This window comes from Pseudomonas syringae (assembly GCF_000737245.1).
Taxonomy (GTDB): domain Bacteria; phylum Pseudomonadota; class Gammaproteobacteria; order Pseudomonadales; family Pseudomonadaceae; genus Aquipseudomonas; species Aquipseudomonas syringae_J.
The window spans coordinates 1-14,591 of sequence record NZ_JPQU01000071.1; the positions used below are offsets into that span (position 1 = coordinate 1).

The 14,591-nt window shown below is 58.5% G+C and carries 16 protein-coding genes; 6 read left to right on the plus strand and 10 right to left on the minus strand.

What is annotated here, in order from left to right:
- Positions 1–344: 344 nt before the first annotated feature.
- From tcyJ to IV01_RS03850, 5 genes are all read left to right on the plus strand, one after another.
- Positions 345–1,142 carry a cystine ABC transporter substrate-binding protein gene (gene tcyJ / locus IV01_RS03870; protein ID WP_032630985.1) on the plus strand — a complete coding sequence of 266 codons (798 nt, stop codon included), beginning with the start codon at positions 345–347 and terminating at the stop codon, positions 1,140–1,142.
- Positions 1,139–1,807, plus strand: coding sequence for a cystine ABC transporter permease (gene tcyL, locus IV01_RS03865; RefSeq protein WP_080290393.1), 669 nt, complete (start codon positions 1,139–1,141; stop codon positions 1,805–1,807). The genes tcyJ and tcyL overlap by 4 nt, the downstream gene beginning before the upstream one ends.
- Before the next feature lie 3 nt (positions 1,808–1,810).
- On the plus strand, positions 1,811–2,554 hold the full coding sequence (gene tcyN / locus IV01_RS03860; protein ID WP_032630987.1) for an L-cystine ABC transporter ATP-binding protein TcyN: 744 nt from the start codon (positions 1,811–1,813) through the stop codon (positions 2,552–2,554).
- 557 nt (positions 2,555–3,111) lie between these two features.
- Positions 3,112–3,846 carry a hypothetical protein gene (locus IV01_RS03855; protein WP_032630988.1) on the plus strand — a complete coding sequence of 245 codons (735 nt, stop codon included), beginning with the start codon at positions 3,112–3,114 and terminating at the stop codon, positions 3,844–3,846.
- Positions 3,847–4,284: 438 nt separating this feature from the next.
- Positions 4,285–4,911, plus strand: coding sequence for a class I SAM-dependent methyltransferase (locus IV01_RS03850; protein WP_032630989.1), 627 nt, complete (start codon positions 4,285–4,287; stop codon positions 4,909–4,911).
- A 136-nt stretch (positions 4,912–5,047) separates the two neighbouring features.
- Here the strand turns inward: IV01_RS03850 and trhA are convergent, their stop codons facing one another.
- A complete protein-coding gene (trhA, locus tag IV01_RS03845) occupies positions 5,048–5,665 on the minus strand; it encodes a PAQR family membrane homeostasis protein TrhA (protein ID WP_032630990.1) in 618 nt (205 codons plus the stop codon).
- A 152-nt stretch (positions 5,666–5,817) separates the two neighbouring features.
- On the opposite strand from trhA, the gene IV01_RS03840 reads away from it, so the two are divergent.
- On the plus strand, positions 5,818–6,744 hold the full coding sequence (locus IV01_RS03840; protein ID WP_032630992.1) for a LysR substrate-binding domain-containing protein: 927 nt from the start codon (positions 5,818–5,820) through the stop codon (positions 6,742–6,744).
- A 56-nt stretch (positions 6,745–6,800) separates the two neighbouring features.
- On the opposite strand, the gene madM is transcribed toward IV01_RS03840, so the two are convergent.
- From madM to mdcA, 9 genes are all read right to left on the minus strand, one after another.
- Positions 6,801–7,565, minus strand: coding sequence for a malonate transporter subunit MadM (gene madM, locus IV01_RS03835; protein ID WP_032631005.1), 765 nt, complete (start codon positions 7,563–7,565; stop codon positions 6,801–6,803).
- Positions 7,566–7,570: 5 nt separating this feature from the next.
- Entirely contained in the window at positions 7,571–7,969 is a 399-nt protein-coding gene (gene madL, locus IV01_RS03830) for a malonate transporter subunit MadL (RefSeq protein WP_032630993.1), read from the minus strand.
- A 90-nt stretch (positions 7,970–8,059) separates the two neighbouring features.
- Positions 8,060–8,995 carry a malonate decarboxylase subunit epsilon gene (gene mdcH, locus IV01_RS03825; RefSeq protein ID WP_032630995.1) on the minus strand — a complete coding sequence of 312 codons (936 nt, stop codon included), beginning with the start codon at positions 8,993–8,995 and terminating at the stop codon, positions 8,060–8,062.
- Entirely contained in the window at positions 8,992–9,618 is a 627-nt protein-coding gene (locus IV01_RS03820) for a malonate decarboxylase holo-ACP synthase (RefSeq protein ID WP_032630996.1), read from the minus strand. Before IV01_RS03820 ends, mdcH begins: the two co-directional genes overlap by 4 nt.
- The gene (mdcE, locus tag IV01_RS03815) at positions 9,619–10,419 is read right to left on the minus strand and encodes a biotin-independent malonate decarboxylase subunit gamma (protein WP_032630997.1); all 801 of its coding nucleotides are present in this window, start codon (positions 10,417–10,419) and stop codon (positions 9,619–9,621) included.
- Positions 10,416–11,282 (minus strand): biotin-independent malonate decarboxylase subunit beta, encoded by an 867-nt coding sequence (locus IV01_RS03810; protein ID WP_032630999.1) that lies wholly within the window; start codon positions 11,280–11,282, stop codon positions 10,416–10,418. The genes mdcE and IV01_RS03810 overlap by 4 nt, the downstream gene beginning before the upstream one ends.
- The gene (locus tag IV01_RS03805; protein ID WP_032631000.1) at positions 11,275–11,574 is read right to left on the minus strand and encodes a malonate decarboxylase subunit delta; all 300 of its coding nucleotides are present in this window, start codon (positions 11,572–11,574) and stop codon (positions 11,275–11,277) included. Before IV01_RS03805 ends, IV01_RS03810 begins: the two co-directional genes overlap by 8 nt.
- Before the next feature lie 2 nt (positions 11,575–11,576).
- Entirely contained in the window at positions 11,577–12,458 is an 882-nt protein-coding gene (locus tag IV01_RS03800) for a triphosphoribosyl-dephospho-CoA synthase (protein ID WP_032631001.1), read from the minus strand.
- Positions 12,458–14,134, minus strand: coding sequence for a malonate decarboxylase subunit alpha (mdcA, locus tag IV01_RS03795; protein WP_032631002.1), 1,677 nt, complete (start codon positions 14,132–14,134; stop codon positions 12,458–12,460). The genes IV01_RS03800 and mdcA overlap by 1 nt, the downstream gene beginning before the upstream one ends.
- Positions 14,135–14,591 lie beyond the last annotated feature (457 nt).

Consider the following 14,591-nt stretch of genomic DNA (forward strand, 5'->3'; position numbering starts at 1 on the left):
TCCCACGTCGTTGCGCCAATATTGAGATCACTCTTGTGGGAGCGTGGCTTGCCCGCGAATGAGTCACCGCGGTATGCCTGAACCACCGCGTTATCGTTCTTCGCGAGCAAGCCTCGCTCCCACAGAAGATCACCGGTGGCTGCTACGGCTTTTATATTCCATTAAAGAATAAACATGTCGGTTTTAGTTATTTTTACTCATCAACAACACCTCCTATGATCGCCGCCAGCAATCGCACTCCACGCTCAGACGACTGAAAACACTGGATAAACTTGCGCAGTACCAGTAGCGTTCGTCGGGTCCGATTTTTGCCTGTCACTCAAACAATATCCTTGGGGCTAATCATGTTTACTTCCGCTATTCGCCGTACCGTTCTGGCTTCCACACTGGGCCTGGTGCTTGGTAGCAGCCTGCTAGGCCAAGCCTTCGCGGGCGAGCAGCTGCAAAAGATCAAAGACAGCGGCACCATCAATGTCGGCCTTGAAGGCACTTACCCGCCATTCAGCTTCGTGGATGAAAGCGGCAAGCTGTCAGGCTTTGAAGTCGAGTTCTCCGAAGCCCTGGCTAAAGAACTGGGCGTGAAGGTCAAGCTCACGTCGACCCCTTGGGCTGGGATCCTCGCTGCGCTGGAATCCAAGCGTCTGGACGTGGTGATCAACCAGGTGACCATTTCAGAAGAACGCAAAAAGAAGTACGACTTCTCCCAGCCTTACACCATCTCCGGTATTCAGGCGCTGGTGCAGAAGAAAGACGCTGACAAGTTCAAGACTGCGGCCGACCTCAAAGGCGCCAAAGTCGGTGTAGGTCTGGGTACGAACTATGAGCAATGGCTGAAGGAAAACGTCCCTGGCGCCATCGTCAAAACTTACGATGATGACCCAACCAAGTTCCAGGACCTGCGTGTAGGCCGTATCGACGCTATCCTCGTCGACCGTCTGGCTGCGCTGGAAATGGTCAGCAAAACCAAAGACACTCTGGCCGTTAGCGGCGAACCGTTCTCTCGCCAGGAAAGCGGCATTGCCCTGCGCAAAGGCGAGCCTGAGTTGCTTGATGCGATCAACAAGGCCATCGACAAGCTGCGCGCTGATGGCACCCTCGCCAAGTTGTCGCAAAAGTACTTCAAAGCTGACGTGACCAAATGATTGAAGAGGGTCTCAAGCTTGCGCTGGACTCCGCGCCCTTCCTTATAAAGGGCGCGTACTACACGGTGTTCCTGAGCCTGGGCGGCATGTTTTTCGGCCTGCTGCTGGGCTTCGGGCTGGCGCTCATGCGCCTGTCGCGCTTCATGCTGGTGCGCGGTATCGCTCGGGCGTATGTGTCGTTCTTTCGCGGGACGCCGCTGCTGGTTCAGCTGTTCATGATCTATTACGGTTTGCCAGAACTTGGCATCGAGCTGGATCCACTGCCCGCCGCGCTGATCGGTTTTTCCCTGAACATGGCCGCTTACGCCTGCGAGATTCTGCGCGCGGCCATCGGTTCGGTTGAGCGTGGCCAGTGGGAAGCCGCTGCCAGCATTGGCATGACTCGCGGACAGGCCATGCGCCGCGCGATTCTTCCCCAGGCTGCACGCACCGCCTTGCCGCCGCTGGGGAACAGCTTCATTTCGCTGGTCAAAGACACTGCACTGGCCGCCACTATTCAGGTCCCGGAGCTGTTCCGACAGGCTCAATTGATTACCGCCCGAACCTTCGAAATTTTCACCATGTATCTGGCCGCTGCCTTGATTTACTGGATCCTTGCCACTGCGCTTTCGCATTTGCAGAACCGCCTTGAAGCACGGGTCAACCGCCATGATCTGGAGTCCTGACACATGATTGTGGTTGAAAAGCTGACCAAGGAATTCAAGGGCCAACAAGTGCTGAAAGGCATCGACCTGCGGGTTGAAGCCGGCGAAGTGGTCGCGATCATCGGCCCTAGCGGCTCGGGGAAAACCACCCTGCTGCGCTGCCTGAACTTTCTCGAAGAGCCCACCAGCGGCAAAATCATCGTGGGCGATATCGCCATCGATGGCAGCCGTCCGCTGAGCAAACAGCAAGGTCTGATCCGACAGCTGCGTCAACACGTCGGTTTTGTATTTCAGAACTTCAATCTATTCCCCCATCGCACTGCTCTGGAAAACGTCATCGAAGGCCCGATTGTGGTCAAGAAGATGCCGCGCGAGCGGGCGGTCGAGTTGGGTCGTCAGTTGCTGGCCAAAGTAGGTTTGGCGGGCAAGGAAGACGCCTACCCGCGACGTCTGTCGGGTGGTCAGCAGCAACGCGTGGCCATTGCCCGGGCTCTGGCAATGGAACCAGAAGTGATCCTCTTCGATGAGCCCACTTCCGCGCTGGACCCCGAGTTGGTGGGCGAGGTGCTGAACACTATTCGCGACCTGGCCGAAGAAAAACGCACCATGGTGATCGTGACTCACGAGATGAACTTTGCTCGGGATGTCGCCAACCGAGTGATCTTTATCGATAAAGGGGTGATCGTCGAGCAAGGGGAAGCCAAGGCCCTCTTTGCCAACCCACAGGAAGAACGGACTCGGCAATTTCTGGAACGCAGCCGCGCCTAATCCTACAAACCTACGCCCAATATCCTGCCCCGTTTGGCGCTATCTGCGCTGGTCTTACATTTGTATATCAATCAACTGATCGAAAAAATCAGTTGATTGACCGCGCCACCGCGCATGCATTCATCGAATCCCTCTAAATCCAGAGCCATTGTTTTGCGATGACTCTGGGACCGCTCGCCAGACAGCGCCCCTTCTTTTTCCGAGGAAAGCACAACCGCGTGCCTGAGTAAGTACAACTATTTATTGCTTCACGTAGGACCCAATAAGCCATTTCGCGCAAAATTCGACCAAAGTAACGTAGGAAAAATCCTATACTTTTGTATGACCACAATTCCACCCAATTGCACATTGACAGGCCAACACAAACACAATTAGCTCAAGAAACCCCGGTAAATTAGTTAGTTATTAAAGTGACAACCGTTAATTCCCGACAATTTGTAATGTTTGCCATAACTCCACACTCTAGGGTACTTATCGCACATCGCTTATTGCGCATCACGGTTACTTGCACTGACGTGACTATTAGTTAGCTAGCCAACAGTAAAGAGCATTCGAATATGACAGATACATCCAGTCGTACTAAACGCCAAAAGCTATTCCCGCCTTATGTTCCGCAGGCCCACAAGCACGGTATCGGCATCCGCGCGGCCGCCAACCTGTTGATCCACATTGATCCCTACCCTGAGATGGATGAAGGTGATCTGATCGAGTTGTTCTGGGATGGCTGTTACGTTGCGTCAAAACTTTTATCAGCGTCCGACGTTGGTAATACCTTGGTCCTACGCGTGCCAGAAAGTTTCCTACAAAACGGCACGGTCAAAACCTACTACCGACTCATGAAAATCGGTGGAAGCCCTATCGTCTCCGCCAGCCGCAGGCTGAGGGTCAAGCTGGACATGCCGGGCGGCCTGCTGATCAACCCCAATGACGAGGAGAATCAGGGGCTGGCACCGGTATCGCTCCCCGAGACGGTTATCCGGAACGGACTGAGTGTCAGTCAAATGACCGATGGTTTGCCGCTATCTATCGAACCCTATTTGAATATGGCGCCTTATGACGAAATTACCCTGCGTTGGGGCGATGCGCGGATGGATCTCGCACCCTTGGCCGAAGAGAACCTCGGTAAACCCATCGAACTGGTGGTCCCGGACACGTTGATCCGTGAGGCGGGTGATGAAGCGCAACTGGAAGTGACGTATTGCGTGATTGACCGAGTCGGCAATAACTCCCGCTGGGCACCCTCAAGGGAGGTAAGTGTCAGCACACTTGAAAACCGTCCGCGGTATGACTGAACACTTTTTGAAAAACCATTGGTGCGCGAAGTTAAAAATGACTTCGCGCACCAACTGCGGGGCCATAGTGTGAGCAACCGCACAGAGAGCGTATACACAAGAAACTTCCTACAAGGTTTTACCTATATAACTACAGCCGCCGCCTAAGGCTCAGCCATTCCTGCGCCTACGCTTAATGAGCAAGTTCTCACAGGCGAGGGCAGTACTCATGAACTTTCGAAAACGCGTAAAACTGTGCATTTTTGCAGTGCTGATCGGCACCTGCCTGATCTACTCGACGAACACCTCAACGACGAATCTTCATCGGACGATGACCACGCCATAAAGGCCGCGCAGGCCCTACGACTGAGGCTCGTCTGAGCGCAATCGTCTGGCCAAAGGGCTGAACAAACGCTGAGTGGGGTATATTCGACGCCTCATTGCTCAAACAGACTCGCCATGAAGCTCGAAGCCCAAGACCTCGCCCAGATCACCGACACCACCCTTGGCCACTACAACGAGGTGGCCGAGGACTTCCGCGAAGGCACCCGCGACCATGACGTCAGCCAGAACATTGCGGCGCTGCTGCGCCATATCGAAGGCCTGGCGCCGTGGCAGATTCTGGATTTCGGCTGCGGGCCGGGCCGGGATCTGAAAACCTTCAGTGCCATGGGTCATGTGGCGGTTGGCCTGGATGGTTCGGAGCGATTCGCCGAAATGGCCCGTGCCGAGACCGGTTGTGAAGTCTGGCAGCAGAATTTTCTAGAACTGGACCTGCCCGCCGAACGTTTCGACGGCATCTTCGCCAATGCGGTGCTGTTTCATATCCCCAAGCAAGAATTGCCGAGGGTCCTGGCGCAACTGCATGCCACGTTGAAACCCGGCGGCGTCCTGTTCAGTTCCAACCCCAGAGGCGATAACCAGGAAGGCTGGAACGGCCCGCGCTACGGCTCATATCACGACCTGCATTCGTGGAGCCAATTGCTGGGTGAGGCAGGCTTCGTCGAGCTGGAACACTACTACCGTCCTGCTGGATTGCCGAGGGAACAGCAGCCGTGGCTGGCGAGTGTCTGGCGTAAGGGTTGATGACCTGAGGCGCCGACCGTACACCCTGTGGGAGCGAATTCATTCGCGAATGCGGCGGTACAGACGACGAATACCTAACGGATGTACCAGCCCTTTCGCGAATGAATTCGCTCCCACAGGTCTGCGTTGTTATTGACTACAACACATAAAAACAAATCGCCACAAAGTGCAGCAGACTCCCGGCAATCACGAATAGATGCCAGATGCCGTGCCAGTGGCGAAAGCGTGTGTCGTAGGCGAAGAAGATGATGCCGATGGTGTACAACGCGCCCCCAGCAGCCAGCCAGGTAAAGCCTGCCGTGCCCAGCGCCGCCATCAGCGGTTTGACGGCGACCAGCACGATCCAGCCCATCACGGCGTAGATCACAATCGACATGATCCGGGCTTCAGAGCGCGGCTTTATTTCCTGCAAAATCCCGATCACCGCCAACCCCCAGACGACGCCAAACAACGTCCAGCCCCAAGGCCCACGCAGGGTCACCAGGCAGAACGGTGTGTAGCTGCCAGCAATCAGCAGGTAGATCGAAAAGTGATCGACCTTCTGCATGATCACTTTCGCCCGGCCACGCACGCTGTGATACACCGTCGAGGCGCTGTACAACGTCACCAGGGTCACGCCGTAAATCGCCATGCTGACGACCTTCCACACGTCGCCATGCAGGCTGGCCATCACCAACAGCCAGATCGCCCCGATAAATGCCAGGATGGCACCGACCAGATGCGACCAGGCGTTGAATTTTTCTCCGTAATACATCCGTACCTTACCTCGTAGATCTGAACCGCAGCGCAAGGCTCTAGCTTAGGGACGTAAAGCGCAAGCAGTGCGTTAGCCCAACAGATTTTTATTACAACCGCTGGCTGTCGAAATGTGCACAATCGAGGCACTCAAACAAGAAGCCTCACGACATGCAAATCGACGATGAGTTGACCCTGAAGAAGCTGGAAATTTTCCTCGCGTTCATGCGCACCGGCAACCTGACCAAAGCTGCGGCTGACCTGAATACCAGTAACGTCAGCGTGCATCGCGCCATTCACTCACTGGAAAGCGCCCTGCGCTGCCCGCTGTTCAAGCACGAAGGCCGCAACCTGACGCCACTGGAAAGCGCCTATGTTCTGGAAGAGCGGGCGCAGAAGCTGATTCAGGATGTGCTCGCCACAGTTCAGCTGACTCGTCAGGCTGCCGGGTTTTCAGCGGCGCGCTTCCGGCTGGGTTCGTTGTATTCGCTGACGGTAAAGACCGTGCCTCAACTGATCATGGGCCTGAAGATCCGCCGTAGCGAGCTCAATATCGACCTGATCATGGGTTCGAATATCGATCTGTTCTACAAGCTCAAAAACATGGAAGTGGACGCGATCCTGGTGTCGCTGGATGAGAGCGTCAATGACCCCGACTGTGAACACCTGCCGCTGTTTTCCGACGACATCTTCCTCGCCGCACCGGCCGATTCGCCCTTTTCGCAGCACCACGAAGTAGACCTGAGCGACCTGCGCGAAGCCACGTTCATCACTCTGACCCAAGGCTTCGCCACCCATCGCGATGGCGTGCGGGTATTCCAGCAGGCAGGTTTCGAACCGAAGGTGGCGATGCAGGTGAATGACATCTTCACGCTGCTGAGCATGGTCAGTTCAGGCGTGGGTTATGCGCTGTTGCCGGGGCGCATTGCGGCGGTGTATGAGAACCGGGTGAAACTGATCCCGCTCCAGGCGCGCTACTGCATGCAACAGCACATTGGCATGGTGTTCCTCAAATCCAGGGAACGGGACCCGAATCTCTTGGCGTTGATCGCGGAATGCCGGATGTATTCCAATCGGCTGGCCGCCGATCAAACTTAAGCGTCAGGCGATGTTTGCTGGAGCGGCCCCGACCAAGGACCGCTCCGGCCTGTCAGCTAGCCGACGATCCCGCGCATGATCAGGAACAACAGCGAAGGCCCGAGCAAGCAGCCCAGCGCCGTGTAAAACGCCGCCGTCAGGCAACCATAAGGCACCAGTTTCGGGTCAGTCGCGGCCAGCCCACCGGCTACCCCGCTTGAGGTGCCCATCAAACCGCCGAAGATCACAGCGCTACGGGGATTGTTCAGGCCAATGAACGGTGCCACAAACGGCGTCATGACCATGACCAGAATCGCCTTGATCAGCCCTGCGGCAATCGACAGCGCCATGACTTCCGAACTTGCACCGATCGCCGCTCCGGTGACCGGCCCGACGATGTAGGTTACGGCGCCAGCACCAATCGTCGTCAGACTGACCGCGTCGGTGTAACCGAAGGCCATCGCCACGCCGACACCGGCAATAAACGACGTCCCGACGCCGACAAACAGCGAAAACACGCCCACATACCCGGCACGCTTGAGCTCTTCGACGCTGACGCCAAAAGCAGTCGCAACGATGGCGAAGTCGCGCAACATCGCGCCCCCCAGCAAACCGATGCCAGCCAGCAGCGGGATATCCACAACACCTTTGCTGCCCCCCGTCACTGCGCCGCCGACATAGGACAACAACAGGCCCAGCAGAATGGCGATAGCCGAGCCGTGCAGACGTCCTTTGGTGAACGTATTAGAGATCCAGTAGGCAACCCACATAGTGATGCCGACAATGGCAAAGCCGCTGATCAGACCGTATCCAGTGATGGTTTTTATCATCGCGTCGTACATGGCATTCACCCTACTGTCTTGGTGGGAACGGAGGGCTGACTTTCCTCGGGTTTATTACCCATTCGGGTCAACACAGGCACCAGCGCGAATGCAATGACCACGGCCAGCGTGCCCGCGAGAATCGCCATCGGCCCGCCCTTCAGAGCTCCATATACGTTTTGCTGCGCGGCCATGGCGACCACGATAGGGATATAGATCGCGCTCCAGAACTCGACACCCTTGGCGGAGGTGCTATCGAAAAGGCCGCGTTTGCCGAGATAGCTGCCCAACCCGATCAGCAGCAGCATTGCGATACCGACCCCGCCGACGTTGGCGGGCACGCCGATCAGTTTGCCCAGCAGTTCACCGATGAAAACACCGGTCAAAGTACAAAAAGCGAGAAACGCCACACCGTAGATAATCATTATTGTTATTCCTCAGTTTGCTTTACGAAGTTGTTGTTCTTGTTGTTAGAAACTGTTCTTCCAAACGGTCCTTCGAAACAGCAGTGGGCTCTATAGGGTGCGGCTTCCCTCCTCACGCGACAGGGCGATAAGACTGTCCAGCCGAGCACCTTGAAACGCGACGACCGTGCCTTGTTCGAATACCTTGCGCGCCAGCCCGGTCAACACAGTGCCCGGCGGGAACTCGATGTGCAGACGAGCACCACGCTCGTAGGCGGTCTGCAGCGTGCTGCGCCAATCGATCACCCGGCACATGTTGAACGCCAAGTCATCGCGCAGCTTGTCAGCACTGAGCATCGGCCGTGCCGTGCTGCCGCTCAGATAACGCACCACGGGTGATTGCAGCGGCACATTGGCAAAAGCGGCGGCCAGGGTTTTCGCGGGTTGTTCAAGCAGCGCGCAATGGGACGGCACACTCACCGCCAGACGCTTGACCGTGGCCGCGCCAGCGGCTTTGGCCAGGCGTGCAGCTTCAGCCATGGCCGCGACGCTGCCAGCGATCACGAACTGATTCTCGGCATTGATATTGGCGAGAAACACCGGTGTCGCAGGGCTGTGAACCTGAGCAACCAGCGCCTCGACTGCGACCTGATCCAGCCCGACAATCGCCGTCATGCCGTAGCCTTCGGGATACGCGTTCTGCATCAACTCCCCGCGCAAGGCCACCAGCCGCACTGCGTCACCAAAGGCCAGCGAACCGGCAATAACCGCCGCCGGATAAGCCCCGATAGACAACCCCGCGACGAGATCCGCCGTGCAACCGCGCTCGCGCAGCAAGCCCGCAGTGGCCACACCGGCGATCAACAAACACAGCTGAACCGCGCGGGTGGATTGCAACGCCTGGGCTGAATCCAGCAGCAAAACGTCCTCGCCCAAGACATCACTGGCTTCGCTCAAGCAGTCGCGGATCGACGGTTCATCTGCCAATTGGCGCAACATGCCCGGCTGCTGCGCGCCCTGGCCGGGGAACACCCAGAAGCTGCTCATGCGCAGGCCTCGGCGAGTTGCCACGGCTGCTCGACCAACCAGGCACCGCGCTCACTCTTGAGCAAGACCTGACGCGAAGCTCCGGCCCACTCGCGCAGTGCCAGGGCGCCGAAAGGCGTTTGTAATTGCACATCAATGCGGCACACGGCGCGATCCAGAACCTTCACCCACTCAGCAGCCCAATCACGGCTGACGAAGCGCGGTGTACGCACAATCAAATCCAGATCGCTGTTCTGATGCAGGGCCGACACACCGCTGGCCAGTTCGAAACCAGCGCTGCCGCTCACGCCCCAGGTCAGGCCCAGCAGATCCATCAAGGGCCGAACATCATTTAGCGCCTGTAGGGCCGGCCAATCCTGCTGGCCCTGAAAATGAGTCAACTGCTCTGGGCGTACGCAACGCTCAATAGCGGCTCGCGGCATCAGTGCCGCAAACCGCTGCTCGCGTCGCGGACCACGAATCCCAACGGCGACAAGGGCTCGTGGCGCCAGCGAACGACGCACCACCACCGGATGCTCAAGGCTTACGGCCTCAATCACCCAGCCTGGCGCATCGGCAGGCAACGCGGACACAGGCATGCCCCACAACAAATCGTGGGGCAGCACCGTCAGGTCAGTGTTCATTTACCACTGAGCCCGCAGCAGATCGCGGACTTTCAACGAGGCCTGACGATTGCTCGCGCCGAGTCGGCTACGCAGGTCAAAACCAGTGACATGCACGTCCTGGATGGCATTGTTCAACACATCCTGAACGTGGCTGATGTCCGAGCTAGAGGGCTGCTCGATCTGGCTCACCGACAGGGTTTCCCAGAGCAAACCCAAGCTGGCGTAGTTTTCGATGTCGTAAGCCATGGGCGGGATGCTGGCGGCGAGCTTTTCCAGTTCATCGACACTGCGCAAGGTAACGCGGGCCGCCGATTCTTTGCCCATGGCATGCACCATTACGCCGGGATCGCGCAGGGCAATCAGCCGATTGGCCTGGTAGCCATGCGCGAGAAACGCCCCGGACATCGCCTTGCCAACCAGCAGGCCAATCACCGGATGGCCAGCCAATCGTGCGCGGGCATAACTGTCCACTGCACCCGCCAGGGCTTGATGTATACCGAGCGCCTCTTCGCGCCGCCCATAAGCCTGACTCGGCACATCCACGATGGCGATCAGCGCGCGCTTGTGTTCGTTATCTCGATCCAGCTCGATGGCCGAGTCCACGGCCTTGGCCAGACCCCAACCTTCCAGCAGACCGACTTCACCGCCACGGGCGCGGGGGAAGCGGTTGTCCGCATCAGCCACCACCGCCAGAAAACGCACCGGTTGATTGCCCAGCACGCCATCCGCCGCCTTGACCGAATGGGGTAGCCCCACCACCTCTGTCGCGTTGGTGCTGAGCGCCTTGAACCAGTTCAAACCACGCTGGGAAGCATTCATGACTGTGCTCCTTTCTGGGTCGTGTCGTTGTACAACTCGCGCACGGTCTGCGGATCGATTTGCGAAGTGGTGTCCAACCGCGCCAGCCTGTGCAGGTACAGCTCGTACTGACTGCTGCGCTCCTGCGCCGGCACACCGAGGCTGATCCAGCCGCTGACCTGCTCACGAATCGCCTGTACGTCATCTGCCGCGAAGCCGTCCACCAGATGGCTGGCATAACGCTGTTCGCCGCCGGTGAGGCTCCAGATGAAAGGCCGGTCTCGGGAGTCATACTCGTCGATGCCCGCTTCCTGCTCGATCACCTGCGGGCCGTTCAAGCCAAGGCGTGCTTCCTGAGTGACCAGCAAATAGCTGCACAGGCCCGCCGCGATGGACATGCCGCCGAAGCAACCGACACTGCCTGCCACCACACCGACAACGGGCTGATACTGACGTAGATCGACGATCGCTGCGTGGATCTCGGCAATCGCGGCCAGGCCAAGGTTGGCTTCCTGCAAACGCACGCCGCCGGTCTCCAGCAGCAGAATGGCGGCGGTTGGAATGCCGTTGCGGTTGTCTTCAGCGGCCAGTTCCAGCGCGCCGGCCATTTTCGCGCCGCCGACTTCGCCCATGCTCCCACCCTGGAAAGCGCCTTCAATGGCAGCGATCACCACGGGCAAGCCATCCACCGTGCCTTTAGCGACGATGACGCCATCGTCGGCTTGGGCAACGATGCCTTGCTGGATCAGCCAGGGAGACATGACACGGTCAAACGGGCCGATCAGCTCACGAAAACTGCCCTCATCCAGCAGCGCTTTCGCACGCTGACGAGCGCCGAGTTCGACAAAACTGTGTTGCTGGAGCAAGCGGGCGGTATCAGTCATGACCGAGCTCCTCGAAACCTTGTTCCAGACGCAAACGCACGACCCCTGGGGTCGCGCCAAAGTCATGGATATCGATGGCCAGCGCAGGGGGCGTCTGACCGTCGAACATACGCTCGAACAAATGCTGCCAGCGTGCAGACGCACCGTTCACCGATGTCACGACGTTGATCGACAACTTGCCCGGTACGCCGGGCTCAAGCAGCACTTCCAGATCGCCGGAACCGACACAGCCCACCAGCGCTCGTCCGAGCGGAGGCTGCCCGGCGGGGAATTCAAAAGACAGGGTTTCCATGGTCAAACACTCCTCGATTCAGAGCCGAGCGCAGGCTCAAGGCTATCGATGAACAGGCATGCGGCGAGCAAATCGGCGGCGCCGCCAGGTGATGCATTGAGTTGCAGCAACTGCTGATCCAGCTCATGCAGGCAACGCCGACCGGCCAGGCTTGCGCTGCCGCCAGCGTCCAGCACCCGTTGCGCGCCGTGTTGCATGGCGCTCAGACCTTCGAGGCCGGAGCGATACAGCACGCAGGTGTCCGCCAGGCTGGTCATGATCGCCAGCAAGGCATCCAGTCGCGCGTTCTGTTCGCCACTGCCGTTGGTGCGGCTGAGGTGCAATTGCGGCAGGCCTTTTTGCATGACGGCCGGGAATCCCGACTGCGCCTGCTGTTTGGCGCCCATGGCCCCGTAACGCTTGGCCACTTGCGCACCATGGCTGAGCTGCGCGACCAGATGGCGATCCTCGATCAAGGCCAGCTTTGCGGCACGCAAGGTCAACTGTGCAGCGCTGCAATTGTCCGGCTCAAGGGCAGCAGCAGTGACCAGCAGGCCCAAGGCCCAGATTGCGCCGCGATGGGTGTTCACGCCATCAGTGGTGCGCAGCATCGTCACTTCACCGTCGCGCCCTATGCGCCCCAAAGCCTCGCGCAAAGGCTGGCCGATATCAGCGAACTCAATCGCGGCTTCGGCCATTTCCTTGAACATTGGCCATAAAGACAACGCCGAGGCGTGCATCAGGCCCAGATGCAAATCGCTGTGCGCGCCACTGCCGCGACGGTCCACCAACGCCGGCTTCGGCGACAGGTCCGCCTCATCAATCAGCGCATCCACGGCGAGGTCGGCCAGCCGTTCGGCGAACGACAAGCTCTCAGACTGGATGTTGTGTGCGAGTGAGCTCATCACCAGCTCCTGAATTTGGCAGGCGGGTTGTACAAGCCGCCGGACCACTGAACCAGATCGGCAATGCTCTTGGCGGCCAGCAGTTCGCGGCTGGCGTCAGTGCGGCGGATCCCCAGGTCTTCTGGCAATGCGATCAGCCCTTCGCGGCGCATGCGTGCGGTGTCTTTGGGGTTGTGGCGCATGCCGATCACGGTCACGCCAGCCACGGCGGCAATCATCGCCTGACGTTCTTCCAGGCTGCGGGCCTTGTACAGGTAGGCGATGCCTTCTTCGGTGAGCAAGTGAGTGACGTCATCGCCGTAGATCATGATCGGCGCCAGCGGCATGCCGCTTTTCCTGGCGACTTCGACGGCATCGAGGGTTTCCACGAACGTCGGTTTGCCGCCTTCCTGGAAGGTCTCGACCATTTGCACGACGAGCTTTTTGCCGCGCTCAAGATAAGCATCCGGGCCATCGCCGCTGTGCTGTTTCATGTCCAGCCAGGCGGGAGTTGGATGCCGACGGCCGCGTGGGTCGTGGCCCATGTTCGGTGCGCCACCGAAACCGGCCAGACGCCCACGGGTCACCGTTGAAGAATGCCCGTCGCCATCCACCTGCAAGGTTGCGCCGATGAACAAATCCACGGCGTACTGCCCCGCCAGTTGGCACATCATTCGGTTGGAGCGCAGTGAACCATCGCGACCGGTGAAGAACACATCCGGCCGAGCGGCGATGTAGTTCTCCATGCCCAGCTCAGTACCAAAACAATGCACGCTTTCGACCCAACCGCTTTCGATGGCGGGGATCAGGGTCGGGTGCGGGTTGAGTGTCCAGTTGCGGCAGATCTTGCCTTTGAGGCCGAGTGATTCGCCGTAGGTCGGCAGGATCAATTCGATAGCGGCGGTGTTGAAACCGATGCCGTGGTTGAGCGACTGCACATTATGTTTTTCGTAGATGCCACGAATCGCCATCATCGCCATTAACACATGCACAGGCTTGATGTGGCGCGGGTCGCGGGTGAACAACGGTTCGATATAGAACGGCTTGTCGGCCACCACGACGAAATCGACCCAGGAGGCCGGGATGTCGACCCGAGGCAACTCACTGACGTCGTCCACCAACTGGTTAACCTGAACGATGACAATGCCATCGCTGAAAGCGGCAGGCTCGATCAATGCGGGGGTGTCTTCGGTGCTCGGGCCGGTGTAGATATTACCTGCCCGGTCAGCCATGAAACCGGCCGAGAGCACGACATTGGGGATCAGATCGACTACCAGCCGTGAATACAACTCGATGTAGGTATGAATGGCGCCGATTTCCAGCAGGCCGTCTTCCAGCAGCTGGCTGATGCGCAGGCTTTGCGTACCGGCAAAGGAGAAATCGAGCTTGCGGGCAATGCCGCGTTCGAACAGGTCCAGATGCTCGGAGCGACCGACGCTGGGCATGATCATGTGCAAATCGTGCAGTTTGGCGGGATCAACTTTGGCCAGCGCACGGGAAAGGAAATCCGCCTGCTTCTGGTTGTTGCCTTCAAGCACCACGCGATCGCCGGGCATCATCAAGGCTTCCAGCGCCGCGACGATATTGTCGGTCGGCAACACCACACCATCGGCAAGATGCCGCACCTGCTCGAGCCGCCGCTGCTTTTCACTGCGCCGACGCGACCAGCGCGCGTCGGGGGTCGTTATTGTTGTCATGTCCACTCCACGATTTCGCTGTCGTGGGGCACCTTAGGAGCTAACAGGTCGTGGCATCAATCAAGCGTAGAGCGAGAACGTTACGCTCAGGGTAATGATGGCGTGCTTTTCTGCAGGAGCTGCCGAAGGCTGCGAAGGCGCAGTGACTGTCCTGACGCTCTCCCGCTAAAGCCGGCCCTATGGATAAGATTCGTGCCATAGCCCTGTGGGAGCAAGCTTGCTTGCGAAGGCAGTATTTCAGGCCCTGATGTGCTGACCCCTTCGCGAGCAAGCTCGCTCCCACAAATGACTAGCGGTGTGACTGAAAAATGCAACCTCTGTGGAAACTGCCGAAGGCTGCGAAGGCGCAGTGACTGTCCTGACGCTCTCCCGCTAAAGCCGTCCCTATGGATAAGATTCGTGCCATAGCCCTGTGGGAGCAAGCTTGCTTGCGAAGGCAGTATTTCACGCCCTGATG

Bases quoted from the DNA above. Each gene is read 5' to 3' on its own strand.
- IV01_RS03810 (WP_032630999.1), bottom strand. From the start codon at position 11,282: ATGACTGATACCGCCCGCTTGCTCCAGCAACACAGTTTTGTCGAACTC.
- IV01_RS03800 (WP_032631001.1), bottom strand. From the start codon at position 12,458: ATGAGCTCACTCGCACACAACATCCAGTCTGAGAGCTTGTCGTTCGCC.
- tcyN (WP_032630987.1), top strand. From the start codon at position 1,811: ATGATTGTGGTTGAAAAGCTGACCAAGGAATTCAAGGGCCAACAAGTG.
- IV01_RS03805 (WP_032631000.1), bottom strand. From the start codon at position 11,574: ATGGAAACCCTGTCTTTTGAATTCCCCGCCGGGCAGCCTCCGCTCGGA.
- mdcA (WP_032631002.1), bottom strand. From the start codon at position 14,134: ATGACAACAATAACGACCCCCGACGCGCGCTGGTCGCGTCGGCGCAGT.
- IV01_RS03850 (WP_032630989.1), top strand. From the start codon at position 4,285: ATGAAGCTCGAAGCCCAAGACCTCGCCCAGATCACCGACACCACCCTT.
- IV01_RS03840 (WP_032630992.1), top strand. From the start codon at position 5,818: ATGCAAATCGACGATGAGTTGACCCTGAAGAAGCTGGAAATTTTCCTC.
- madM (WP_032631005.1), bottom strand. From the start codon at position 7,565: ATGTACGACGCGATGATAAAAACCATCACTGGATACGGTCTGATCAGC.
- tcyJ (WP_032630985.1), top strand. From the start codon at position 345: ATGTTTACTTCCGCTATTCGCCGTACCGTTCTGGCTTCCACACTGGGC.
- mdcE (WP_032630997.1), bottom strand. From the start codon at position 10,419: ATGAATGCTTCCCAGCGTGGTTTGAACTGGTTCAAGGCGCTCAGCACC.
- IV01_RS03820 (WP_032630996.1), bottom strand. From the start codon at position 9,618: ATGAACACTGACCTGACGGTGCTGCCCCACGATTTGTTGTGGGGCATG.
- madL (WP_032630993.1), bottom strand. From the start codon at position 7,969: ATGATTATCTACGGTGTGGCGTTTCTCGCTTTTTGTACTTTGACCGGT.
- tcyL (WP_080290393.1), top strand. From the start codon at position 1,139: ATGATTGAAGAGGGTCTCAAGCTTGCGCTGGACTCCGCGCCCTTCCTT.
- IV01_RS03855 (WP_032630988.1), top strand. From the start codon at position 3,112: ATGACAGATACATCCAGTCGTACTAAACGCCAAAAGCTATTCCCGCCT.
- mdcH (WP_032630995.1), bottom strand. From the start codon at position 8,995: ATGAGCAGCTTCTGGGTGTTCCCCGGCCAGGGCGCGCAGCAGCCGGGC.
- trhA (WP_032630990.1), bottom strand. From the start codon at position 5,665: ATGTATTACGGAGAAAAATTCAACGCCTGGTCGCATCTGGTCGGTGCC.